The following is a 22698-nucleotide window of genomic DNA, read 5'->3' on the forward strand; positions in this document are numbered from 1 at the left end:
CGCCCCGGCCCCCCCGCCCCCCCCGGGCCCCCCCCCCCCCCCCCCCCCCCCCCCCCCCCCCCCCCCCCCCCCCGCGCGCCCCGGGGCGGCCCCCCCCCCCCCGGGGGGGCCCCCCCCCCGCCGTTCGTGCTGCCGCAGCTGCGGCATGCCGTCCGGCCGTTCAGGAGCACCGTCACCCCTCCGGCCCGAGGCCCCGATCGGAGCCGACGACGCGCTGCGCTTCGACAGCCTCACCCCGGCCGACCGGCACGCCGACGCGCCGGACCACCTCGCCGCCCCCTTCGCCGCCCCGTCGGCGATCGCATCCGCCGCTACGCCACCGATCGGCACGTCGGCTGCCGTGAGAACAGTGACAGCGCTTCTCATGGATGCAACCCTCCCATACCATTAGAAACATGAGAGTCGACGACCTCGAGAGCGGCGGGGCCCCCTTGCTGGGCGAACCCCTGCCCATCGAACTCGCCAATGCCACCTACGCCGTCCGCGGGCGCCTGGTGGACGGCCTGCAGACCCCCGGCCACGTCGCGGCCTGGCTGCGCGACAACCGCGCGCGCTTCACCGGGGAGGTCACCGACCGCGACCTGCTGGCCGTCGGCCCCGGCGAGCTCAGCGCCACCCGCCTGCTCCGCGACGCCATCCGCCAGCTCACCGACGCCGCCGCGCACCGCACCCGCCCGCCCCAGCACGCCATCGAGACCGTCAACCACCAGGTCCGGACCGTCCCCCGCTGGCGCGAGCTCAGCTGGGGCGACACCACTCCGACCGCCACCACCCACACCACCGCCGACCCCGTCGGCGCCGCCCTCACCGAAGTCGCCCAGCAGACCGTCGAGCTCTTCGCCGGCCCCGACCTGCCCAAGGTCACCGCCTGCGAGGCCCCCGGCTGCGTCCTGTACTTCCTCAAGGACCACCCCCGCCGCGAGTGGTGCTCACCCGCCTGCGGCAACCGCGCCCGCGCCGCCCGCCACTACGAGCGCACCAAGCAGGCCGGCCGGTGACGGCGGGCGGCGGCGCCGGACCGGCCACGGCGGGGGCACCGAGAAGGCCCAGGAAGGCTGCTGCACAGGCGGGTTGACGGACGGTCAACCACGGACGGAGCCCCTGCGGCGGCACGGGTGATGTCGTGGCCGGGACGTAACGGAGCAACCCGGTCACCCACTCCGCGCGGGCCGGACGAAGGCCGGAGCCCGTCATCCACGCCTTCCCGCTCACGCGCCGGACTCCTGCGACACCCTGCTGATGCTCGGCGCCGTGGCCCCCTACCCGGGCTGGCGCCCGTCCGACCGCAAGGTCGTCCGGCTCGACCTGAGGGAACGTCACCTCGCCCGGCTGCGCAGCGCCTTCGACGACGGACAGGCGACGTCCGCCCCAGTGCGCCGGCCGCCGCCATCGAGGCCTGCGCCTTCATCGCCGACACCGGCATGGCGGGGGCCGACACGCTTCCTCAATGTGCCGGGCCGATCGCCGCCGCCACCGGTTCCTCCTGCCACACCGGCACCCACTCCCACCCGTCCTGATCACCGTGGGCCGGGGGCAAGGGCACGCACGCGCCGCCCTACTGTTGTGCCACGCCCCAGGGCATCGAGACCGCGGCAGCGGCCCTCCCCCTGGCCACCACCCCAACCGGCCCGGCCCACCCGCGCCTTCCGACCACGGAGCAGGAACCCCCATGCCCGGCACCACCCCCCAGCCGCCGATACCCGACACCGCCGCCGCCCAACGCCGCGTCCTGCGCGTGCTGGTGACCTCCCAGATCCTCAGCGGCGCCGGCCTCGCCGCAGGTGTCACGGTCGGGGCCCTGCTCGCCCAGGAGATGCTCGGCTCCACCAGCCTGGCCGGACTGCCCAGCGCCCTGTTCACCGCCGGTTCCGCCCTCGCCGCGATCGTCGTCGGGCGGATCTCCCACACCCGGGGCCGCCGTCCCGGCCTCGCCGCCGGCTACCTGGCCGGCGCGATCGGCTCCGCCGCCGTCATCGCGGCCGCCACCCTCGGCAACGCGCCCCTCCTGTTCGCCGCGCTCTTCGTCTACGGCGCCGGAACGGCCACCAACCTCCAGGCCCGCTACGCCGGAGCCGACCTCGCCGCCCCCGGTCACCGCGCCCGCGCCGTCTCCACCGTCCTGGTCGCCACCACCCTCGGCGGCGTCGCCGGCCCCAACCTCGCCGCCCCCACCGGCACCCTCGCCCGGCACTTCGGCATCCCCGCCCTCGCCGGCCCCTTCCTGCTGGCCGGCGTCGCCTACGCGCTCGCCGCCCTGGTCCTCGTCCTCCGGCTGCGGCCCGACCCGCTGCTCCTCGCCCGGACCACCGCCGAGAGCACCAGCGCCGGCACCGGTGCTCCTGAGGACCCGTCAGCGGACACGGACCCCGGGCACGCCCGCAACGGTGTGCTCACCGGCGCACTGGTGATGGTCCTCACCCAGCTCGTGATGGTCGCGATCATGACGATGACGCCCGTCCACATGCACGACCACGGCCACGGCACCGCCGCGACCGGCCTGGTCATCGCCATCCACATCGGCGCGATGTACCTCCCCTCCCCGCTGACCGGCTGGCTGGCCGACCGCTACGGCCGGATGACCGTCGCCGCCGCCTCCGGCACCACCCTGCTGGCCGCCAGCGTCCTCGCCGCCGCAGCCCCCGGCGACTCGGTCGCCCTCCTCGCACTCGCCCTGGCCCTGCTCGGCCTCGGCTGGAACTTCGGCCTCGTCGCCGGCACCGCGATCATCACCGACACCGTCCCGCTCGCCACCCGCGCCAGGACCCAGGGCACGGTCGACGTCTCCATCGCCCTGGCCGGCGCCACCGGCGGCCTCGGCTCCGGACTGATCGTCTCGGCCGCCGGCTTCCCCGCCCTCGCCCTGACCGGCGGCCTCCTCTCGCTCGCCCTGCTGCCCGCGGCGGCGGCCACCGTCCGCCGCCGGAAGACGACCGCGTGACGCCCGACCCGGGGAAGCCCGACGTCCTGGTGCGGCGGGGCGGTGACGCTTCACCGACCGAGTAGCGGTGCGCCGAGGCATCGGGCCGCAGCCCGGTCAGCCGCTTCGACGCGGTCAGGCGCGGCGACGCGGTCAAGCGCGGCTCCCGGTTCTGCCTCCGGACCGGTGGGGGCCGCACCGCCCACGTCCGCCTCACCGCCGGTGAGGACCGGACCCGCAGGGAGACGCCCGTCCGGGAGCTGACCGGCTGAGGACCGCCAGGTGCTGCGGCTGCCCAGGGTGCTCCCCTGCGCAGCCGCCCCCTCCTCGCGGTCGTCTCCCGCGCGAAGGGCCTGCTGGGCGGCAACGCGGCCGACGGCGGGAACCCCGGCATGCTCACCGAGGTACTGCGGAGACGGCTGCCCCCGCATGACCCGAGCGGTGCCTGCCGGGACGGGAGCACGCACCGGCACCGGGGCCCGACCCCTCCGGCCGGGCCGTGGGGTGCCCGCCCCGGTCCGAGCGGCAAGGATGGGCGGGTGAGCGACGCAACCCCTCCGACCTCCGCCGACGACCCGGCCCTGCTCGAACCGACCCTGCTCGAACGCGAGCACGAGACGGCGGTCCTCGACGCGGCCCTCTCCGCATCGGCTCGCGGTGAGGGCCGGGCGGTCCTGCTGGAGGGTGTCGCCGGGATCGGCAAGAGCGCGCTGCTCGCGCACGCCCGTGAGCGCAGCCGGGCGAGCGGTGTCCGGGTACTCGGTGCGCGGGCCACCGAGTTGGAGACCAGCTTCGCGTACGGCGTCGTGCGCCAGCTGCTCGAACCGCTGCCGGCCGGGGCGCCCCCGGAGCGGAGGGCCACGCTGCTGGCCGGCCCGGCGCAGGACGCCCTCGCGGTGCTGGAGCCCGGCCCGGCCCCGGCGGTGATCGGCGACTTCACCGCGCTCAACGGCCTGCTCCGGCTCGCGGTCAACGCCGCCGAGGACGGCCCGCTGCTGCTCGCCGTCGACGACCTCCAGTGGGCCGATCCGCCGTCGCTGCGCTGGCTGGCCTTCCTGCTGCCCCGGCTGGCCGAGCTGCCGATCGCCCTGGTGGCAGCCGTCCGCACCGGCAGCACCGGGGGCAGCGGGGGCGGCGGGGGCGGCGGGGAGCTGGTCAACCGGATCGCCACCGATCCGGCGTTCACCGTGCTGCGCCCGCGCCCGCTCGGCCGGGCGGCGGCGGGCCGGATGCTGGCCCGGACGCTGGCGCTGCCCGCCGTGGACCCGGAGTTCGTCCGGGCCTGCCACCACGCCACCGCCGGCAGTCCGCTACTGCTGCGCGAGCTGGCCCGAGCCGTCCGGGAGCAGGACCTGCCGACCGACGCGGCGCACGCCGGGTACGTGGTCGACCTGGGGCCGCACGCGGTGGCCCGGCTGGTCGAGCGGCGGCGGGCCCGGCTCGGGCCACGGGCGCAGGGCTTCGCCGCCGCGCTGGCGGTGCTCGGCGACGACGCTCCGCTGGCCGACGTCGCCGAACTGGCCGGCACCGATGCGGCGGGCGCGCTGCGGTGCCTGGAGGAGATCGGCCACCCCGACACCGTCCGGGACGGCGATCAGCGGGACCACGGACGGGGGCCGCGCCGGGTGCGGTACGTCCACCCGCTGATCCGGGCGGCGGTGTACGCCTCCCTACCCGCTCCCGTCCGGGCCCGCCTGCACCGGGAGGCGGCCCGGCTGGTCGAGGCGCGCACCGGCGACCCGACCCGGATCGCCGCGCACCTGCTGCACGCCGCTCCGGCCGCCGATCCGCACGCCGTGGAGCTGCTGCGCCGGGCGGCCGACCGGTCCACCGCCGTGGGTGCGCCCGGCGAGGCGGCGGTATTCCTGCACCGTGCGCTGGAGGAGCCGCCGCCGGAGGCGGAGCGGGTGCCGGTGCTGCTGGAGCTGGCCGAGGCGGCCATCACGGAGGACATCGCCGGCGCCGCCGGGCACCTGCGGACGGCGCTGCGGCTGGCCTCGGGGCCGGTGGAGCGAGCCCGGATCGCCGCGCTGCTCGGCGAGGCGGCGACCTACGTCCAGCCGACCGAGCGGGCCATGGCCGACCTGGAGCAGGCGGTGGCGGCGCTGGAGCGGGAGGAGGGCGGCGTCCCGGCCGAGGACCTGCGGCGGCGGCTGGCGGCCACCATGCTGTTCACCGCCTTCGCCTCCCGCTCGGGCCGGGGCGAGTTGCCGGCCCGGATGCCGGAGCTGCGGCGGCTGGCGGAGCACGACGGGCCGGGCGCCCGGATGCTGGACTGCGCGATCGCCTACCAGGACGCCATGACGGGTCGTCAGGACGCGGCCGAACGGGCCCGACGGGCGCTCTCCGGCGGGCTGTTGGAGACCTCCGAACACACCGTCACGGCGCTGGCGCTGGCCCTCGCGGTGCTGCTGCTCGCCGAGGATCCGGGCGCGCTGCCCCGGCTGGACGCCCTGATGGCCGACGCCCGGCGGCGCGGCTCGCTGCGGATCCTGGCCTCGGTGAGCGCCGTACGGGCCCGGGGCCGGCTGCTGGCCGGGGAGTTGGCGGAGGCCGAGGCCGACGCCCGGGAGGCGCTGGACGCGGCCGGGATCTACGAACGGGCGGGGCTGCGCATCACCGTCCTGGGGCCGGTGGTACGGGCCGCGCTCGGCGAGGTGCTGGTGCTGCGCGGTGAACTCGGCGAGGCAGGGCGGGTGTTGGCGGGCGAGGGACCGTTGCACCTGCTGGGCGGTCCCAGGGCCCGGCTGGCGCTGGCCCGGGGGGATGCGCCGGGCCTGGTGGCGCAGCAGGCGCTGGAGGTCGGCCGGGCCGCCCGGGAGCTCGGGGTGCTCAATCCGGCGGTGGTGCAGTGGCGGGTGCCGGCGGCGCTGGCGCTGCACGCGGACGGACGGCCGGACCGGGCCCGGGAGTTGGCGGCGGAGGAGTTGGAGCTGGCCCGGACGTGGGGGGCGCCCGCGCCGGTCGGCCGGGCGCTGCGCCTGCTGGCCGGGCTGGCGCCGGAGCGGGCGGGCGCGCTGGAGCTGCTGCGGGAGTCGGTCGAGGTGCTGTCGGGCTCGATGGCGCGGCTGGAGCTGGCGGCGGCCCGGGCCGATCTGGGCACCGCCCTGCAGGCGGCCGGCCGGACGGCGGAGGCCCGGGCCGTGCTGCGGACCGCGCTGGACGACGCCGACCGGTGCGGGGCCCGGCCGCTGGCGGACCGGGTGGGAGCGGCGCTGCGCGCGGCCGGGGCGCGTCCCCGGCGGGCGGCGCTCGCCGGGCCGGCGGCGCTGACGCCGAGTGAGCTGCGGGTGGCCGAGCTGGCGGCCACGGGGGCGACCAACCGGGCGGTGGCGCAGCAGCTGTTCATCACGCCGAAGACCGTCGAGGTCCACCTGTCGCGGATCTACCGCAAGCTCGGCATCTCGGCCCGCGCGCAGCTGGCCGAGGCCCTGCGCGGCTGAGCCCCGCCGACCCCTTACCCGACCCCCCGATCTTTGCCGCCCCGGGCGGGTGCGGGGTGGTCCTGCGGCGCGGGCCGCCCTTGGATCGTGACGTGGGGCGTGGTGGCCTGCCCGGAAACATGATGGATGAAAAAACCGAATGGTGCATATCTCTTGCTAAAAGCGGATGGGAGAACCACCATATGAGCCACCACCCACCAGTTCGAAAGGCGGTCCCCCATGACTGCTGGCCGGTTCACGCGCCTGCGTCGCCGCTCCCTCGCCGGTTCCCTCGGCCTCGCCACCGCCCTCGGCGTCCTCTCGGTCACCGGACCGGCGAGCGCCACCGCCGACACCCCCTGCACCAACCCCACCGGGCCGGCGGGCGTCAGCTACCCGCTGCCCTGCCTGTCCGAGGTGTTCTCGGACGACTTCGACGGCACCGCGCTCGACCCCGCGAAGTGGAACGTCCGCCAGACCTCCTGGTCGAACGACTCCAACGTCTCGGTGAGCGGCGGCAAGCTGCGCATCGACATGAAGCGAGTCAGCGCCGCCACCGGCAAGGACGGCTTCCGGGGCGGCGGCGTCTCCTCCAGGCAGCGCTTCGGCTACGGCTACTACGAGATCACCGCGACCCTCCCGTCGCTCACCCCCGGCTGGCACCCCGCCTTCTGGACCCAGATCTGGGACGGCGCCGAGGGACGCCCGGTCTACGACCGGCCGTTCACCGAACTCGACGTCTTCGAGGTCCAGTCGGTGGCCCCGCACGGCACCACGCCCGCCACCACCAAGCTCGACGGCGGCGTCATCACCTGGAACAACAACACCTCGGGCAACGACATCAAGAACACCGAGTTCAAGCCGCGCTTCCCCTGGAAGAAGCCGGACGGCACCCCGCTCTGGAACGAGCAGCACCGCTACGGCCTGCACTACACGCCCACCGGCCTGACCTACGTGCTCGACGGCAAGGTGCTCGGCACCGTGCCGAACCCGATCAAGGACCCGATGCCGGGCACCGCCAGCTACCCGGCCGCCGCCTACAACTCCCCGATGTCGATCTGGATCTCGGCGGTGCTGACCACCACCTCCTACATCCCCGCCGACGCGCCGGTCGGCACCACCTTCGGCACCTACCAGGTGGACCGGGTCGCCTACTACGCCCCCGGCGGCCAGGTGCCGCCGGTCGACGACCCGACGCCGCTGCCGCCCGCGTTCACCACCGTGCAGGAGGACTTCGCCGACGGCGGGGCCCGCTGGTGGAAGAAGCCCGGCTCGGTCTGGACCACCGCCCCGGCCGGCGGCGGGCTGCGCCACCCCTCCGCGCAGGGCGATGCGATCGCGCTGCTCGGACAGCCCGTCACCGACCCGCCGCTGCCCAACACCCTCCCGTTCGCCCCGGACTGGACCAACGTCGCGGTGGAGGCCGACGTCAGCCTGGACGGCGACGGCCAGGGCGCCGGCCTGATGGCCCGGGCCAAGGACGACCAGAACTACTACTACCTCCAACTCCAGCCCGCCAAGCAGCAGGTGGCGCTGGTCCGCAAGGCGGCCGGGGTCTCCACCGTGCTGGCCACCGCACCGGCCGCGCTGGCGGCGGGCGAGACCCACCGGCTGCGGCTGACGGTGGTCGACAACACCCTGACCGGCTACGTCGACGGCGTGCGCAAGCTGGCCAAGGACGACTTCCTGTTCGGCACCGGCCGGATCGGGGTGAAGGGCTACCAGCAGGCGTTCACCGTCTCCGACCTGACCGTCAGCGCACTCGGCTGACCGTCGCGGCTGCCGGGGGATGCGGCGACCCCGACCCTTCGCATCCCCTGGCAGTCCGTCCATGCGCATAGTGAATCAAGCATCCATTTACTGGATGTGTCTTCTGGGATACGGTGACGTGTCGTCACAGTACGAGGAGTGAACATGGCGATATCCACCGAACCCCCGCCGGTCCGCACACCGGCCCGGGCCACCCCCACCGCCCCGCCGCGCTCGGCGGGCGCCCGTGACCGCACCTTCGGCTTCCTGCTGGCCGCACCCGCGCTGGCGCTGTTCCTGGTGGTGGCCGTCTACCCGCTGGTGGCCGGCCTGGTGACCAGCTTCTACGACCAGTCCCTGGTCCGCCCCGAGCGCCGCTACGTCGGCCTCGCCAACTACACCGCCGTCTGGCCCGACTTCGTGGACCGGCTCGGCACCACGCTGGTCTTCTCCGGGCTGGCCACCGTCTTCCCGCTCGCCGTCGGCCTCGGCCTCGCGGTCCTGCTCAACGCCCGCCTGCGCGGACGGGGCCTGCTACGCGGCGCGCTGATGCTGCCCTGGCTGCTGCCGGGCGTGGTGGTCTCCTTCCTCTGGGCCTGGATCTTCAACGACAGCTACGGCGTGCTCAACCACCTACTGGCCGGCGCGGGCCTGCCCGAGGTCGACTTCCTCGGCCGCCCGGCCACCGCGATGGCCGCCGTGGTGGTCGCCAAGACCTGGAACTCCTTCCCCTGGGTGATGGTGGTCGCGCTGGCCGCCCTGCAGTCGCTGCCGCGCGAGCAGTTGGAGGCCGCCGCACTGGACGGCGCCACCCGGCTCCAGCGCTTCCGGCACGTCTCGATGCCGCACCTGGCGGGGCCGGTCGCGCTGGTCGCGATGCTCGAGTTCATCTACAACTTCGGCTCCTTCGACATGATCTTCGTGATGACCGGCGGCGGCCCCGGCACCTCGACCATGACCCTGGCCGTCAGCCTCTACCGCTACGCCTTCACCGAGTTCTCGCTCGGCCGGGCCGCCGCCATGGGCGTGCTCTGGCTGATCTCCCTGTCCGTGGTCTGCGCGGCGTACTTCCTGCTGGACAAGAGACTGGAGTCCCGCTGATGGCCCTGCTCGCCACCGGCCGCCGCCGGCCCTCACGCCACGTCGGCGAGGGCATCACCAACCCGGCCCTCGGTCCGTGGGGCCGGATCGCCCTCGCCGTGCTGAGCCTGTTCGGCCTGCTGCCGGTCTACTGGCTGTTCGCCACCGCGTTCATGCACCGCGCGGACGTCTTCGCCGCCGACCGGCCGCTGTTCCCGGTGCGGCCGACCCTGGAGAACTTCCGCTCCTTCTTCGAGGACCCGGCGCTGCTGCACGCGCTCGGCAACTCGGCGGTGGTCTCGGCCGCCACCGCACTGCTCTCGGTGCTGGTCTCCGGCCTGATGGCCTACTCGCTCTCCAAGTTCCGCTACCGGGGCCGGAACGCGATCATGGTGATGTTCCTGCTCGGCCAACTCCTGCCCGGCGCCCTGCTGTTGGTCACCCTCTACCTGATGTTCAGCTCCGCCGGACTGCTGCACACCTACACCGCCGTGGTGCTCGCCTTCACCACCTTCACGCTGCCGCTCTCGGCCTTCCTGCTGAAGGGGATCATCGACGGCCTGCCCGGCGAGCTGATCGAGGCGGGCCGGGTCGACGGCCTGTCCAACCTGGCGATCCTCTACCGGATCGTGGCCCCGCTGATCACCCCCGGCCTGGTCACCGCCGGCATGTTCGCCTTCATGCGGGCCTGGAGCGACCTGCTCTTCGCCCTCACCCTGGCCGGCCCCGACAAGCAGACCCTCCCGGTCGGCCTGACCACCGCCTTCATCCACGAGGGCGCCGCCGACTGGCCGGCGCTGATGGCCTCCTCGGTGGTCACCTCGCTCCCGCTCGCCCTCGTCTTCGTGGTCCTCCAGCGCCACTTCGTCTCCGGCCTCGCGGCCGGGGCGGTCAAGGGCTGACCGTCTCCCCTCCCTCCCCGCACCCGTCCTCCCGTCCCCCAGGAGCAGCGATGTCCCACGTCCCCGACACCCACCGCACCCCGACCCACCGCGCCTCCGCCGAGCGCACTCTGGCGCACCGTCAGCCGTCCCACCGCCCGCCGTCCCGGCGCAGCGTGCTCGCCGGATTCGGTGCGCTCGGCGCCCTGGGCGCCACCGGCCTGGCCGGCTGCTCGACCCCGGCCCCGTCGACCGCGGCGGCCGACGGCGCCACCGAGATCGGCACCATCAACTTCTACAACAACGTCCTCGGCGAGGAGTCCCAGAAGGCCGCCTGGCAGGCGGCGGTGGACGGCTGGCAGAAGAAGAGCGGACGGACCGTCAAGCCGGTGGTCTACCCGTACGACCAGGCCTCCACCCAGCTGGCCCTGGCCGCGAGATCCGGTGACTTCGCCGGGGTCGGCCAGGCCGGCCCCTGGCAGGTGCTGGTGCCCACCGGCATCCTGGCGGACGTCTCCGACCTGGCGGCCGGGATGAGCCTGCCCACCAAGACGATCGACTCGCTGCGGGTCGGCGGCAAGCTCCACTACCTGCCGGTGAACGCCTCCGGCATCGGCCTGGTCTGCGACGGCCGGATCGCCGACGAGGTGGGCCTGCGGTCGGGGCAGAGCGTGGAGGACTTCGCGGCCGCCCTGGAGCGGATCCGCAAGCAGGACGGCAAGCTCGTCCCGTACGCGGCCGTCACCAAGAACCCCGACCTCAAGGACGCCGTGCACTGGATGTGGAGCTGGGGCAGCCCGGTCGTCACCGACGACCTCAAGGTGACCATCGGCGACGCCGAGTCCGTCGCCGCCATCACCTGGTACAAGCAGCTCCAGGAGGCCGGGCTGACCAAGTCCGGGGTGGCCCGGGGTGACGCGCGCATCCTGTTCGGCCGGGGCCAGGCCGTGGTGTACGACGACGCGCCGCTGGCCCGGAAGTTCGTCACCACCAACGGCGGCACCCCCGCGCTGGCGGCGGCGATCCGGCCGCTCGCGCGCCCGCAGGCCAAGGGGGCGCCGTCGTACAACCGGTTCTGGGGCAGCGGCCTGTTCTGCAGCGCGGGCAAGGGCGAGAAGACCAGCAAGGACTTCATCGCCTACGTCGCCGGGGACCTGAGCGCGGCCACCGCCCTGTACCAGCAGTCCGCCCTCGCCCCGGCCGACGCCAAGGTCGCGGCCCGGGTGCCGGGCCTGGCCGAGGACGCCTTCCAGACCGGCTTCCGCACCGAGATCGCCGACCACGCCCGGGCGGCGGCCTGGGACCGGCTGGCCTCGTACGCCCAGATCGACACCGCGATCGGTGACGGCGTCGCGGCCGTGCTGGCCGGGCAGTCCTCGGTCCAGGGCGGGCTGAACGAGCTGCGCAAGAAGGTCGAGGACATCCTCGCCCGCAACCCCTGACCCGCCCCGACGGGCCGAGCCGCCCCACCGCCCCGACGGGTGGCGGGGCGGCTCGGCACCCGTCGCGGCTCGGGCGGTTCGGGCGGTGGCGCGCGTGGCACCTCCGGGACGCGCATAGTATGCAAGCACCTTGCAAGCCGTGGATGACCGATGGCGCGTGCGCTGCCGCCGCGCCCGACCGAGGAGGACCATGACCGCCGAATCCGGGGCCGGCACCCAGGCCGTCGAACGGGCCATGTCGCTGCTGCTCTGCTTCTCCGACGAGGAGAGCGAGCTGCGCATCTCGGAGCTGTGCGCCCGGACCGGGCTGGGCCAGTCCACCGTCTCGCGGATGGTCGCCTCGCTCGACCGCCTCGGCTTCGTGCTCCAGGACAGCCGGACCGGGCTCTACCGCCTCGGCCCGACGGCGGTGACGCTGGGCTCGGTCGCGCTCAACAGCTCCCCGCTCTTCCGGACGGCCCGTCAACTCGCCCAGAACCTCGCCCAGAGCACCGGCCTCGGCGTCAACCTGGCCGAGTACCGCGACGACCAGCTGACCTACCTGGGCAACTTCGACGGCGCCCGGGCCCCCAAGAACTTCACCATGGCCGGCCGCACCGCACCCCTGCACGCCACCGGCATGGGCAAGGCGGTCCTCGCCGACCTCGACCCGGCCTTCGTCCGCGCCTACTACGCCGAGGGCCGGGCCGCCGCCTACACCCCGCACACCCTCACCGACCTCGCCGCCATGGAGGCCGCCCTCGCGGAGATCCGCAGCCGGGGCTGCGCCACCGAGGTGGAGGAGCTGGCCTTCGGCCGCGCCTGCGTCGCCGCACCCGTCCGGGGCCGGGGCGGCCAGGTGGTCGGCGCCCTCTCGATCAGCGGCCCGCTCTCCGAGCTGGACCTGCCGAACCGTCAGCAGCAGCTGGCGCTCACCGTGATCGAGGCCGCCGACGAGCTCTCCGTCGGCCTCGGCTTCTCCCCCACCCGGGCGCCCCAGCCGCGCCCGGCGGCGGTGGCGGCGGAGCCCGGCAGTTGACCGGCCGTCAGACCTCGGGCGGCGGCCCGGTCCTGGGCGCCCGGCCGGTCCGGACCGCGCTGCCCCGGACCCGGCTCGGCGAGGCACCCCGCCTGGACACGGCGACCGGCACCCTCAGCTGGGTCGACCTGGTGGCCGGGCGGCTCTGGCTGGCCGAGGCCCGGCCCGACGCCCCCGAACCACTGACCGCACCCGTCCTGGCCGGCGAGTTCCCCGGCGAACTGGGCTGCGCCGTCCGGGCCGGTGACGGGGAGGACTGGCTGCTCGCCCTCGACGGAACCGTGCTGCGCTGGCGGCCCGGCACCGCCCCGGAGCGGGCCGCCGTGGCCGCCCGCCCGGAGCCGGACCCGACCCGCGCCCGCCTGAACGACGGGGCCGTCGACCCGCTCGGCCGCCTCTGGGTCGGCTCGATCGGCCACCGCCGCCCGCTGGAGCCCGTCGCCCGGCTGCACCTGCTCGCCCCCGGCCGACCCCCGGCCGTCCTGCTGGACGGCATGCTCGCCGCGAACGGCATCGGCTGGAGCCCCGACGGCTCACTGGCCTACGTGGTCGACACCGGGCACCGCCGCATCCACCGCCTCCGGCTGGCGGGCGACGGCCTCCCGCAGCCGGACGGCGCCCCGCTACCCGTCCCGGGGGTGCCGGACGGACTGACCGTCGACGAGGAGGGCTGCCTGTGGGTGGCGCTCTGGGACGGCGCCGCCGTGGTCCGCCTCGCCCCGGACGGCACCGAGCTGGGCCGGATCCCGATGCCCTGCTCCCGCCCGACCGCCTGCGCCTTCGTCGGCCCGCACCTGGTGGTCACCACCGCCACGGTCGAGGGCGAGGACGGCTCCGGCTGGACCTACACGGTGGAAGTCGGCGTCACCGGGCAGGCCGCCCACCGCGCCGCACTGCCGACCGACGACTGAACCAACGGCACATCAGGCCGGACAGCACGGAAGCCCGCACAGGCCCGCCACACACCGCACCGCACTGCCGACCGGCGACTGAACCGACGGCACGTCAGACCGGACGGCGCCGAATCCCGCACACGATCGCCGCGCACCGCGCCGCACTACCAACTGGCGCACGGAGGTTGGTAGTTGGCATTGGCGACCGTCGGGTGAAGGTCACCGGTACGGCCGGTCGGGGCACGCGGAGCCGGTCGCCGGCCTTGCCGTCCTGATGGTCCGCCCGTCCGGTGGCGGACCGGAGCGACCAGCCGGCCCGACCAGACACTCCGCGTCCCCGCAATACCGAGGTGGGCCGTTGGCCGACCGCGCCGGTGTGCTCCCTGCGCTCGGTGCCCGGCCGCCTTCCACGCCGTCCGCCGGGCCGCGCCGGGCCGCCCGCCCGAACGCGTCGGTGCCCTGCCGCCCCACCAGAAGTGGGGCGGCAGGGCACCGACGTCCCGTCAGATCCCGCCGTACAACCGCTCGCGCAGGTCCGGCCGGAGGAACGCCGCCGGGGAGGCGATCGACAGCCCGCCGTCGACCGGGAGCACCACGCCGGTGACGAAGCTCGCCCCCGCGAGGAAGTGCACCGCCTCGGCCACCTCCTCCGGTCGTCCGACCCGGCCCAGCGGATAGCCGTCCGCGACGTGCGGCAGGTGCTCGCCGCCGATCATCCCGGGCGCCACCGCGCTGACCCGCACCCCGCGCGGCCCGTAGTCCAGGGCCAGCTGCCGCACCAGCCCCTCGACGCCCGCCTTCGCCGCCGCGTACCCCGGGAGCCACGGCGCGGCCAGGGTCGCGTTGACCGAGCCGACCGCGACCACCGCTCCCCCGGGCGGCAGCACCCGCAGGGCGGCGGCCGCCGGGAAGAAGGCGGTGTCCAGGGTGTTGTCGAGGGCGGCCCGCCACTGCTCGGGGCCGATCTCGTGGGCCCGGCCGGGGGCCATCACGGCCGCCGCCAGGACCAGCACGTCCAGGCCGCCGAGCCGGTCGACGGTGTGCGCGACCGCCCGCTCGGCGCCGTCGGGCGTCCCGGCGTCCAGCACCAGGGCGTCGGCCAGGTAGGGGTCCGCGGTATCGGGCACCGGCTCGACGCTGACGCCCACCACGCGGTCGCCGCCGCGCGCGAACACCTCCGCGACCGCCCGCCCGATGGGCGAGGAGGACCCGATCAGCAGGACGGCCCGGCTCACCGCAGGGCCCCGTCCCGCCCGGCCGGCACCAGGCCGACCGAGGCGTCGAGCCCGAGGTCGGTCAGCACCGTGTCCAGGGCCCGGGCGGTCAGCGGGTCGAGGTCCTGGGCCGGCAGCCGGACGGCGGCCGTGGCGATCACCCCGCGCCGGCGCAGCACCTCCTTGTGCACGGCCCAGGCCTGCCCGGGCCGCATGCCGAGGTGGATCAGCGGCAGCAGCCGGGTGAAGGCGGCCCGGGCGGCCCGCCGCCGGCCGGCGGCCAGGTCGTCGAGCAGCGGCCGGAGCAGGTCGGTGAACTCGCAGGCGGGCATGGTGCCGACGCTGCCGTTGTCGTACTCCTCGCACAGCGCCGCCGCGTTCAGCCCGCCGAGGACCGCGAAGTCCGGGCCGGCGGCGGCCGTGACGGCGGCCATCTTCACCGGGGTCGGCGGGGCCTCGACCTTGACCGAGGTGATCCCCGGCACGGTGGCCAGCTCGGCGATCGCGGCGGCGTCGATGGTCACCCCGGTGACGCCCGGCGCGTCCTGCACCATCACCGAGGCGTCGGTGGCGGCGGCGACGGCCGCGTAGAAGTCGATCACCTGCTGCCGGTTGGGCTTGGCCAGGAAGGGCGGCAGCACCATCAGCTGGTCGGCGCCGCCCTCGGCGGCGAGCCGGGCCTGCTCGATCGCCACGGCGGTGCCGGTGCCGTTGACGCCGGCCACCAGCGGGACGTCCGGTCCGGCCACGGCCCGGACCTCGCGCAGGATGGTGCGGCGCTCGGCCGCAGTGAGCGCGAACCCCTCGCTGGCCATCCCGAAGACGGCCAACCCGTCGGCTCCGGAGGCGAGTTGGAACTCGACCAGGGAGTGCAGCGAGGGAAGGTCCAGCGCGCCGCCGTCCTCGAACGGGGTGGCGAGGATGGGCACGAGCCCGGTGGGGGTGTGGGTGGGGGGCACGGTTCAGCTCTCCTTGGCGAGGCGTTCGACGGTCTCGGTGTCGATCTCGATGCCCAGGCCGGGGCCCTCGGGCAGGACGAATCCGGCCGGGCCGGCCGTGATCGGGGTGCGCAGGATGCGCTGCGCGTAGGGCAGCGGGCCCGGCTGGTACTCGAAGAACGGGCAGTCGGCGGCGGCCGCCGAGGCGTGCAGGCCGGCCGCCAGCGAGACGCCCAGGCCGACCGAGTGGTGGTGGGCGACCGGGACGTGGTGGGCGCCGGCCAGCGCGGCGATCGCGGTGGCCTCGGTGAGGCCGGTGCGGGCCACGTCGGGCTGGGCGAGGTGGAGCGCGCGGCGGGTGATCCAGTCGCGGAACTCGTAGCGGTTGCGCAGGCACTCGCCGACCGCGACGGGGGTGGCGAGCCGGGCGGCCAGCTCGCGGTGGCCCTCGACGTCCTCGGGAGCGATCGGCGCCTCGAAGAACAGTGCGCCGCGCCGGTCGAGTTCACGGCCCAGCCGGAGCGCGTCGGCCAGCGAGTAGACCCAGTGCGCGTCCAGGGCGATCCGCACGCCGGGCGCGGCGGCCGCCACCGCGTCGTAGGTGGCCAGGTCCGCTTCCACGCCCTGGCCCGCCGCCAGCTTGATGGTGGTGGCCCCCTCACCGGCCAGCCGGGCGGCGAGCGCGGCGCGCAGCTCGTCGGTGGGCTCGGCCAGCCCCGAGACGTACGCGGGGATCTCGGTCCGGTAGGCGCCGCCCAGGAGTTGGGCGACCGGCAGGCCGGTGATCCGGCCGAGCAGGTCCCAGAGCGCGATGTCGAGGGCGGCCATCGCGTCGGCCTGATGGCCCGTCAGGTGGCCGCGCTCGCGCATCAGGTCGCGCATCGCGTCCCAGAGCGGGCGGACGGCGCGCGGGTCGCGGCCGGTCAGCCAGGGGCCGAGCATCCGGTCGACGATCGCCCCGACCACCTCGGGGGCGACGGGGGCGAGCGCCTCGCCCCAGCCCTGGTGGCCGTCGTCGGTGGTGAGGCGGACCAGCAGGGTCTCCATCCGCGCGGAGTACAGGCTGCGCCAGGGCGGGCGGGTGGAGTAGCCGGCCTCCGGCTCGCGCCCGCCGTCGGGGCCGATGGGCTGCTTGAGGACAAAGGTCGTCACATCGGTGATGCGCAAGGGGGCTCCATGGATTGGATCATTCACATACTGGCTTGGTGCTTGCGTATGGTGAAAGTAGTATCCACGTTCACCGGGGTACGAGAAACCCCCTGACCACCGGAGGAACCCGTGGACCCACTGAAGGCGCTCGCCGACCGCAAGGTCCTGGCCGTCGTCCGGGCGGACACCCCCCGCCTGGCCGTCGCCTGCGTCCGCGCCCTGACCGAGGCCGGGATCACCGCCCTGGAGATCTCCCTCACCACCCCGGGCGCGTTCGGCGCCATCGCCCGGGCCCGCGCCTACAGCCCGCCCGAGGTCCTGATCGGCGCGGGCACCGTGCTCACCGCCGAGCACGCCGACCTCGCCGCCGAGGCCGGCGCCGCCTTCGCCGTCACCCCGGGCCTGACCCCGGGCGCCGCCCGGAGCGCGGCCCTGGGCCTCCCGCTGCTCTGCGGCGCGCTCACCCCGAGCGAGGTGATCGCCGCCCTGGACTGCGGCGCCACCGCCGTCAAGGTCTTCCCCGCCGCCGCACTCGGCCCCGGCTACCTGCGCGACCTCCGGGCCCCGCTGCCGCACGCACCGCTGATCGCCATCGGCGGCATCGACGCCCGCACCGCCCCCGCCTACCTGGCGGCCGGCGCGCTCGCCGTCGGCATCGGCTCCCCGCTGCTCGGCGACGCCGGACGCGGCGGCAGCCTCACCGCCCTCGCCGACCGCGCTGCCGAGCTGCTCCGGGCGGTCGGCGCCGGAGCGGAGGCGGCCCGGTGAGCGGCGTCCTGACCCTCGGCGAGACCATGGCGGCACTGCGCACCGAGGCCCCGCTGCGCCTCGGCGGCCCGGCCCGGCTCTCCGTCGCCGGATCGGAGAGCAACGTCGCGATCGGCCTGGCCCGGCTCGGCCACCGGGCCGACTGGCTCGGCGTGGTCGGGGCAGACCAGCCGGGCGAGTTGGTGCTGCGCACCCTGCGCGCCGAGGGCGTCGGCCTCCGGTACGCACGCACCACCGCGGACGCCGCCACCGGCTTCATCGCCTTCGACCGGGCCGCCCGCGACGTCACCCGGGTCAGCTACCACCGCCGGGGCTCCGCCGGATCGACCCTGACCGCCGCCGAGGCCGAGGCCGCCGTGGCCGGCTGCGCCCCGGAGCGGGTGCACCTCACCGGCATCACCCCGGCGCTGTCCGGCACCGCCGGAGCCGCCGTCCTGGCCGCCGCCCGGACGGCCCGGACCGTCGGCGCCCGGGTCAGCCTGGACGTCAACTACCGTGCCCGACTGTGGAGTCGGGCCGAGGCCGCCGCTGCCCTGCGGGCCCTGCTGCCCCTGGTCGACACCGTCTTCGCCTCCGAGGACGAGCTCGACCTGCTGACCTCCGCCGAGGACGCCGTCCCCGCCCTGCTGGCCGCCGGAGTGCCCGAGGTGGTGGTCACCGCCGGGGCCGCCGGCGCCCGCGCGCACACCCCCGGCCGGAGCCACGTCCGGGCTGCGGCGGCGACCACAGTAGCCGACAGCATCGGGGCCGGCGACGCCTTCGTGGCGGGCTACCTCTCGGCAGCGCTCGACGGCCTGCCGGTCGGGGAACGGCTCGCGCGCGGGGTGGTCGCGGGCGCGTTCTGCGTGGGCGGCCACGGCGACTGGGAGTCCCTGCCGACCCGAGCCGACCTGGCCCTGCTGGCGCACGGCGACGGCACCGCGCTGCGCTGACCCGGCTCCCGGGGCACGTACGGGGGCGGCCGGAACCTGAGGGGCCGGGTAGGGGTGCCACCCCGATGCCGACCGGGCCACCGGGGCCCTAGAACTGGATCAGCCCCCGCCGCACCGCAGTCCGCCGCCCGAACCCACCCGAACCGTCCGAACCGGAGGCCCTTCCCCATGCGTCAACGACCCCGGCGTCCGCCCCTGCCAGGTGGGGGGCCGCTCCGATCCCCAGGAGAACAGTCGGCCGCGCCCCACCCACCCCCTGTGCAGGGGCAGACGGGGCGCGGCCGACCGGGCGTCAGGCCGATGCGGCGTAGTAGGCATCGACCGTGTGCCGGACCCACGGATCGTGGGCCCGGCCCAACTCGACCAGCGGCGAACCCTCCACCACCGCCAGCGTGCGGTTCAGCCACACCGACTCGTCCTCCAGGTCGATCCGCGCAACGACGCCGGGCGGGAGCAGCAGGTACTCACCCGACACCAACAGGCTGGCGGCGACCAGGAGGTGTACCCCGGCCTCGTCCTCGATGTGCTGCTCCACCCGGCCCAGCCGGGCGTCCAGTGCCTCCACCCGGAACCCCGTCAGATCGGGCCCCGTGATCTGCTGGTCGGCCCCGTCCGGGTCGTACGTCTCCACCGTCATGACGGCCCTCCTCGGGTCATGGCCTGTAGTTCAGGACTCCTCCCGTCTAACCGTTCTGAGCCGCTTCACTCGCCGTGGAGCGGCCGTGATCCTTTCGGGTGACGGCTTCTGACGGGCAGTCAGCCCGGGCGCCGACGGGCGACGCGACGACCTCGGCCTCCCGGCGGACACGAACGGGCCGGGCTCCCGCATCGTGCGATGCGGGAGCCCGGCCCGGGAGCGGAGTGCCGTGCTCAGTGACTCCGGTGCCGGTTGCCCGTCAGCAGTCGGTAGAGCACGAGCAGGATGAGCGACCCGACGATCGCGGCGACCCAGGTGGACAGGTCGAAGAAGCCGTCGATCGAGTCGACCCCGAAGATGACCTTGCCGAGCCATCCACCCAGCAGACCACCCGCTATGCCGATGAGGATCGTGACGATGATGCCCCCCGGGTCCTTGCCCGGCATCAGGGCCTTCGCGATGAGGCCTGCGAACAGTCCGATCAGAATCCAGGCGATGATGCCCATGTGCTTCTCCTACGTCGCTGAGCGGCTGGTGTCAGCACTCGTCTTCACCGACCTGCGATCTTCAAACACCCGATTTCCGCATCGCCTGCGCCCGACTCCGCAAGGGGGGCGTCCCGCCCCGTCAGCCGGCGGCCGGGGCGTCCGCCAGGAGCGCCGCCGCTGCCGCCCGGACCTCACGGAGCCAGTCCGCGCGGGTGTCGTCGGACGAGTCGGTCACGGTGCGCAGCACGAGGCGCCGCACGTCGGTGACGCCCACGTACGGCAGGACGCAGGCCGCCCAGATCCGCTCCAGCGGGTCGCCGAACTCCTCGCGCTCCCGCTCGGCGGGCGTGTCCGAGGTGTTCACCACCAGGGCCCGGCCCGCCTTGAGCAGACCGGCAGGCTCCCCGTCCGCCGTGCCGAGCTTGTAGGCGACGCCGGGGACGAGGACCCGCTGCACCCACCCGGCCAGGACGGCGGGCGGCATCCCCCACCAGTTGGGGTGGATCAGGACCAGGGCGTCGAGGGTGGCCACCTCCGCCCGGTGCAGGGCGAGTTGGGGGTCCTCGGCGGCTGCGGCGTCGGCGACGGTGCCGGTCTCCTCGGCCGTGAGGGCCGGGGCGAAGCCTTCGGCGTACAGGTCGTGGGCCAGCACCTCGCAGCCGCGTCCGCGCAGTTCGTGGACCACCGCCTCGTGGAGGGCGTGGTTGAAGCTTCCGGATCGCGGGTGCGCCAGGTAGACGCCGATCCGCTGCTGCGCCGTGGTGCTCATGTGCTCTTCCCCCTGAGTGGTCGTCAGCCCGCCGGGTGCGGGGCGGGCCGTGGGTGAGACGTACCGGCCGGCGGCGCACGGGGCCGGCCGGTCGGAGTGCCTCGGACCCTACCGTCCTCGCCGCTCGGGCCCTCCTCCGGACCGGCGGGGCCAACTGCGCGGACGGGCGGGCCGATTCACGGAGCGTCAGGCGAAGCGGCCGAACGGGTGGATCGTCGGGGAGGGACGCCTGCCCCGGGAGCAGCGGGGCAGGCGGGACGGTGTGGCGCTGGACATCTGGGGTTGTCGGGCGCGCACCAGGTGGGGTTCGCGGGCACCGGCTCCGCGAGCCCCACCCCTCCGGGTGCTCTGCGGCTCGTCCGGAGCAGGCTGCGAGGCGACGCGGCGGACCGTCCGGCCGGCCCCCTCGGCGCGCGGGACGGGTCAGCGGGGGTGGGCGTCGGCGGGGGCGGGGTGGCGGCCGTACCAGTCCAGGCAGACGATCAGGGCGTCGTCCAGGGGCTCGTCGTCGCGGTGGGCGGCGAGCTCGGTGAGGATGGCCCGGGGCACCTCGGCCGCGGGCAGCAGGCGGGTGGACTGGATGGCGCGGGCCAGCGCCGCGTGACCGTAGACCTCGCCCGAGCGGGAGGCCACCGCGTGGACGCCGTCGCTGACGAAGATCAGCCGGTCACCGGGTCGCACCCGGATCCGCTGGGCCTCGTAGGGGGTGTCGTCGGCGAGTCCGAGCGGCAGCTGGGCCACGAAGGGCAGGTGCTCGACGACGCCGTCCCGCAGGCGGTGCAGCTGGGGTGAGCCCGCGTCGACGATCTCCACCAGTCCGGTGTCGAGGTGGAACTCCAGCAGCAGGACCGACAGGTGGGCGTCGCCCCGGTACTGGGCGTAGAGCGCCTGGTCGGCGAGTGCGGCCTGGTCGGCGATGGCGACACCGGCCCGGCGGGCGTTGCGCAGGGCGTTGACGGCGAGGTTGGTGAGCAGGGCAGCGTCGATGCCCTCGCCCATCCCGTTGGTGACGGCCAGGGTGAGGCGGTCCTCGGTGGCCGACCAGTCGAAGTTGTCGCCGCGGATGGCGTAGGCGGGTTCGAGCTGGGCGCCGATCGCGTACTCCTCGCGGGCGCAGGCGCGGGCCGGCAGGAGCTGCCACTGCATCTCGGCGGCCAGGGTGAGGCGGTCCTTGCGACGGGCCTGGAGGTAGAGGTCGGTGTCGCGCTCGGCCACCAGGATGTGGTGGCCGAGCATCTCGGCGATCTCGCCGAGCTCGTCCCGGCGCTCCGGCGTCAGGGCGTCGCCGTCCAGGGAGAGGCTGAGCACGCCGAGGCGGTCGCCCCGGACGGTGACCGGCAGGTGCAGGAGCACCCGGCCGGTGTCGTCCGCGGCTTCGGCGTGCGGCTGCTGGGAGCCGAAGGCCCGGCCGGGAGCGCTGCTGTGGACGGAGACCGGCGGCGCGGTCAGCGGCAGGTCCGTGACCTGCTGAAGGACGGTCAGGCTGTAGTCGGCCAGCAGCAGTTCGGTGGTGGCCACGCCGTAGGAACGCGCCAGGTGCTCGCGCAGGGCGTCGAGCAGGGCGTACGGGGCGGCGGTGCGCAGCGCGCGCTCGACGGCGGTCAGGCCGGAGGTCACTCGTGCTCCTCGGGTGTCTCGGAAGGTCGACAAATCGGGTCGGCGGGTTGTCCATGCCGCCGGGGGCGGTGCCAGGATGGGTGCATGCACCCCGCCTCGCAGTTCCCCGGCCCCGCCGACGTCGCGGCCAGCGCGTCGGTGGTCGCCGAGCTGCTGGAGGTGCTGTGGGGCGGTAGCCGCGATCTGGCTGCTACCCCGGTCTCCGTATCCCAACTACGCGTCCTCTACATCGTGGAGGAATGGGACGGCATCAATCTCCGAACCCTCACCGAGCGGCTGGAGTCGCGGCCCTCGTCGGTGAGCCGGCTGTGCGACCGCCTGGAGGCGGTCGGGCTCCTTCAGCGGACCGCCAGCGCCGTGAGCCGCCGTGAGCTGGAGCTGCACCTCACACCGGCCGGGCTGGCCTTGGTCGCCGACATCCGCGCCGCGCGGGAGGAGTCGCTCGCCAGGGTCCTGGCGGTCATGTCGGGGGCCGATCGGCGGGCGCTGCTGGCCGGGCTGCAGGGGTTCCGGGCCGCCAGCGCCGAGCTGGCCGGGGACCGTGCGCCGGGGCCGGAGGCGCGCACCGCCTGAACATCTCGGCTCCTCGTATGGGGATCTTCGGTGAGGGACCACGCAATTCTTCCACGAGCGAGCACCCGGCCTGCGCACGTCCTCCCGCCGCCCGCAGGGCTCCGACGGGCGCCGGCCGGAGGGCGCCCGGCCGGCGCCGACGCGGTCCGCCCCCGGCCGCCGGAGCGCCCGCCCGGCCGCCGGACCGCAGGTGGCAGCGGTGCCGGCCCGG

General features: G+C 75.3%; 19 protein-coding genes. 12 read left to right on the forward strand and 7 right to left on the reverse strand.

Translation table 11 applies throughout. The features are described 5' to 3' along the window. Nucleotides 1–395 precede the first annotated feature (395 nt). From ACIRBX_RS34665 to ACIRBX_RS34705, 9 genes are all read left to right on the forward strand, one after another. On the forward strand, nucleotides 396–998 hold the full coding sequence (locus tag ACIRBX_RS34665) for a CGNR zinc finger domain-containing protein (RefSeq protein WP_402303570.1): 603 nt from the start codon (nucleotides 396–398) through the stop codon (nucleotides 996–998). Between the two features lie 671 nt (nucleotides 999–1669). Beyond that, nucleotides 1670–2938, forward strand: a complete 1269-nt coding sequence (locus ACIRBX_RS34670) for an MFS transporter (protein WP_402303573.1) — start codon at nucleotides 1670–1672, stop codon at nucleotides 2936–2938. Nucleotides 2939–3456: 518 nt separating this feature from the next. Beyond that, nucleotides 3457–6360: an AAA family ATPase gene (locus ACIRBX_RS34675; protein WP_402303574.1), complete on the forward strand. Its 2904-nt coding sequence runs from the start codon at nucleotides 3457–3459 to the stop codon at nucleotides 6358–6360. A 219-nt stretch (nucleotides 6361–6579) separates the two neighbouring features. Further along, nucleotides 6580–8109: a family 16 glycosylhydrolase gene (locus tag ACIRBX_RS34680; RefSeq protein ID WP_402303576.1), complete on the forward strand. Its 1530-nt coding sequence runs from the start codon at nucleotides 6580–6582 to the stop codon at nucleotides 8107–8109. A 144-nt stretch (nucleotides 8110–8253) separates the two neighbouring features. Next, on the forward strand, nucleotides 8254–9189 hold the full coding sequence (locus ACIRBX_RS34685) for a carbohydrate ABC transporter permease (RefSeq protein ID WP_402303579.1): 936 nt from the start codon (nucleotides 8254–8256) through the stop codon (nucleotides 9187–9189). Further along, nucleotides 9189–10070 (forward strand): carbohydrate ABC transporter permease, encoded by an 882-nt coding sequence (locus ACIRBX_RS34690; protein ID WP_402303581.1) that lies wholly within the window; start codon nucleotides 9189–9191, stop codon nucleotides 10068–10070. Before ACIRBX_RS34685 ends, ACIRBX_RS34690 begins: the two co-directional genes overlap by 1 nt. 50 nt (nucleotides 10071–10120) lie before the next feature. Then, on the forward strand, nucleotides 10121–11491 hold the full coding sequence (locus ACIRBX_RS34695) for an ABC transporter substrate-binding protein (RefSeq protein ID WP_402303584.1): 1371 nt from the start codon (nucleotides 10121–10123) through the stop codon (nucleotides 11489–11491). Between the two features lie 190 nt (nucleotides 11492–11681). Then, the gene (locus ACIRBX_RS34700; protein WP_402303585.1) at nucleotides 11682–12509 is read left to right on the forward strand and encodes an IclR family transcriptional regulator; all 828 of its coding nucleotides are present in this window, start codon (nucleotides 11682–11684) and stop codon (nucleotides 12507–12509) included. Continuing rightward, a complete protein-coding gene (locus tag ACIRBX_RS34705; protein WP_402303588.1) occupies nucleotides 12506–13420 on the forward strand; it encodes an SMP-30/gluconolactonase/LRE family protein in 915 nt (304 codons plus the stop codon). The genes ACIRBX_RS34700 and ACIRBX_RS34705 overlap by 4 nt, the downstream gene beginning before the upstream one ends. 485 nt (nucleotides 13421–13905) lie before the next feature. On the opposite strand, the gene ACIRBX_RS34710 is transcribed toward ACIRBX_RS34705, so the two are convergent. Genes ACIRBX_RS34710 through ACIRBX_RS34720 form a run of 3 tightly spaced genes read right to left on the reverse strand, consistent with a single transcriptional unit; the run spans nucleotide 13906 to nucleotide 16721 of the window. Next, on the reverse strand, nucleotides 13906–14637 hold the full coding sequence (locus ACIRBX_RS34710; RefSeq protein WP_402303591.1) for an SDR family NAD(P)-dependent oxidoreductase: 732 nt from the start codon (nucleotides 14635–14637) through the stop codon (nucleotides 13906–13908). Beyond that, entirely contained in the window at nucleotides 14634–15575 is a 942-nt protein-coding gene (locus ACIRBX_RS34715; RefSeq protein WP_402303594.1) for a dihydrodipicolinate synthase family protein, read from the reverse strand. The genes ACIRBX_RS34710 and ACIRBX_RS34715 overlap by 4 nt, the downstream gene beginning before the upstream one ends. A gap of 3 nt (nucleotides 15576–15578) precedes the next feature. Further along, entirely contained in the window at nucleotides 15579–16721 is a 1143-nt protein-coding gene (locus ACIRBX_RS34720) for a mandelate racemase/muconate lactonizing enzyme family protein (RefSeq protein ID WP_402303596.1), read from the reverse strand. Between the two features lie 111 nt (nucleotides 16722–16832). Here ACIRBX_RS34720 and ACIRBX_RS34725 point away from each other — a divergent pair, with 111 nt between their 5' ends. Further along, nucleotides 16833–17471: a bifunctional 4-hydroxy-2-oxoglutarate aldolase/2-dehydro-3-deoxy-phosphogluconate aldolase gene (locus ACIRBX_RS34725; RefSeq protein ID WP_402303598.1), complete on the forward strand. Its 639-nt coding sequence runs from the start codon at nucleotides 16833–16835 to the stop codon at nucleotides 17469–17471. Next, a complete protein-coding gene (locus ACIRBX_RS34730; RefSeq protein WP_402303599.1) occupies nucleotides 17468–18403 on the forward strand; it encodes a sugar kinase in 936 nt (311 codons plus the stop codon). The genes ACIRBX_RS34725 and ACIRBX_RS34730 overlap by 4 nt, the downstream gene beginning before the upstream one ends. Nucleotides 18404–18695: 292 nt before the next feature. On the opposite strand, the gene ACIRBX_RS34735 is transcribed toward ACIRBX_RS34730, so the two are convergent. From ACIRBX_RS34735 to ACIRBX_RS34750, 4 genes are all read right to left on the reverse strand, one after another. Beyond that, nucleotides 18696–19040 (reverse strand): hypothetical protein, encoded by a 345-nt coding sequence (locus ACIRBX_RS34735; protein WP_402303601.1) that lies wholly within the window; start codon nucleotides 19038–19040, stop codon nucleotides 18696–18698. A gap of 233 nt (nucleotides 19041–19273) precedes the next feature. Continuing rightward, nucleotides 19274–19546, reverse strand: a complete 273-nt coding sequence (locus ACIRBX_RS34740) for a GlsB/YeaQ/YmgE family stress response membrane protein (protein ID WP_402303603.1) — start codon at nucleotides 19544–19546, stop codon at nucleotides 19274–19276. A gap of 121 nt (nucleotides 19547–19667) precedes the next feature. After that, entirely contained in the window at nucleotides 19668–20297 is a 630-nt protein-coding gene (locus tag ACIRBX_RS34745) for an NAD(P)H-dependent oxidoreductase (protein ID WP_402303606.1), read from the reverse strand. Nucleotides 20298–20720: 423 nt separating this feature from the next. Next, a complete protein-coding gene (locus ACIRBX_RS34750) occupies nucleotides 20721–21914 on the reverse strand; it encodes a PP2C family protein-serine/threonine phosphatase (RefSeq protein ID WP_402303608.1) in 1194 nt (397 codons plus the stop codon). Between the two features lie 84 nt (nucleotides 21915–21998). Between ACIRBX_RS34750 and ACIRBX_RS34755 the strand changes: the two genes are divergently transcribed. After that, a complete protein-coding gene (locus ACIRBX_RS34755; RefSeq protein ID WP_402303610.1) occupies nucleotides 21999–22487 on the forward strand; it encodes a MarR family transcriptional regulator in 489 nt (162 codons plus the stop codon). Nucleotides 22488–22698: the final 211 nt, after the last annotated feature.

Source organism: Kitasatospora sp. NPDC096147, from assembly GCF_044763225.1.
Taxonomy (GTDB): Bacteria; Actinomycetota; Actinomycetes; order Streptomycetales; family Streptomycetaceae; genus Kitasatospora.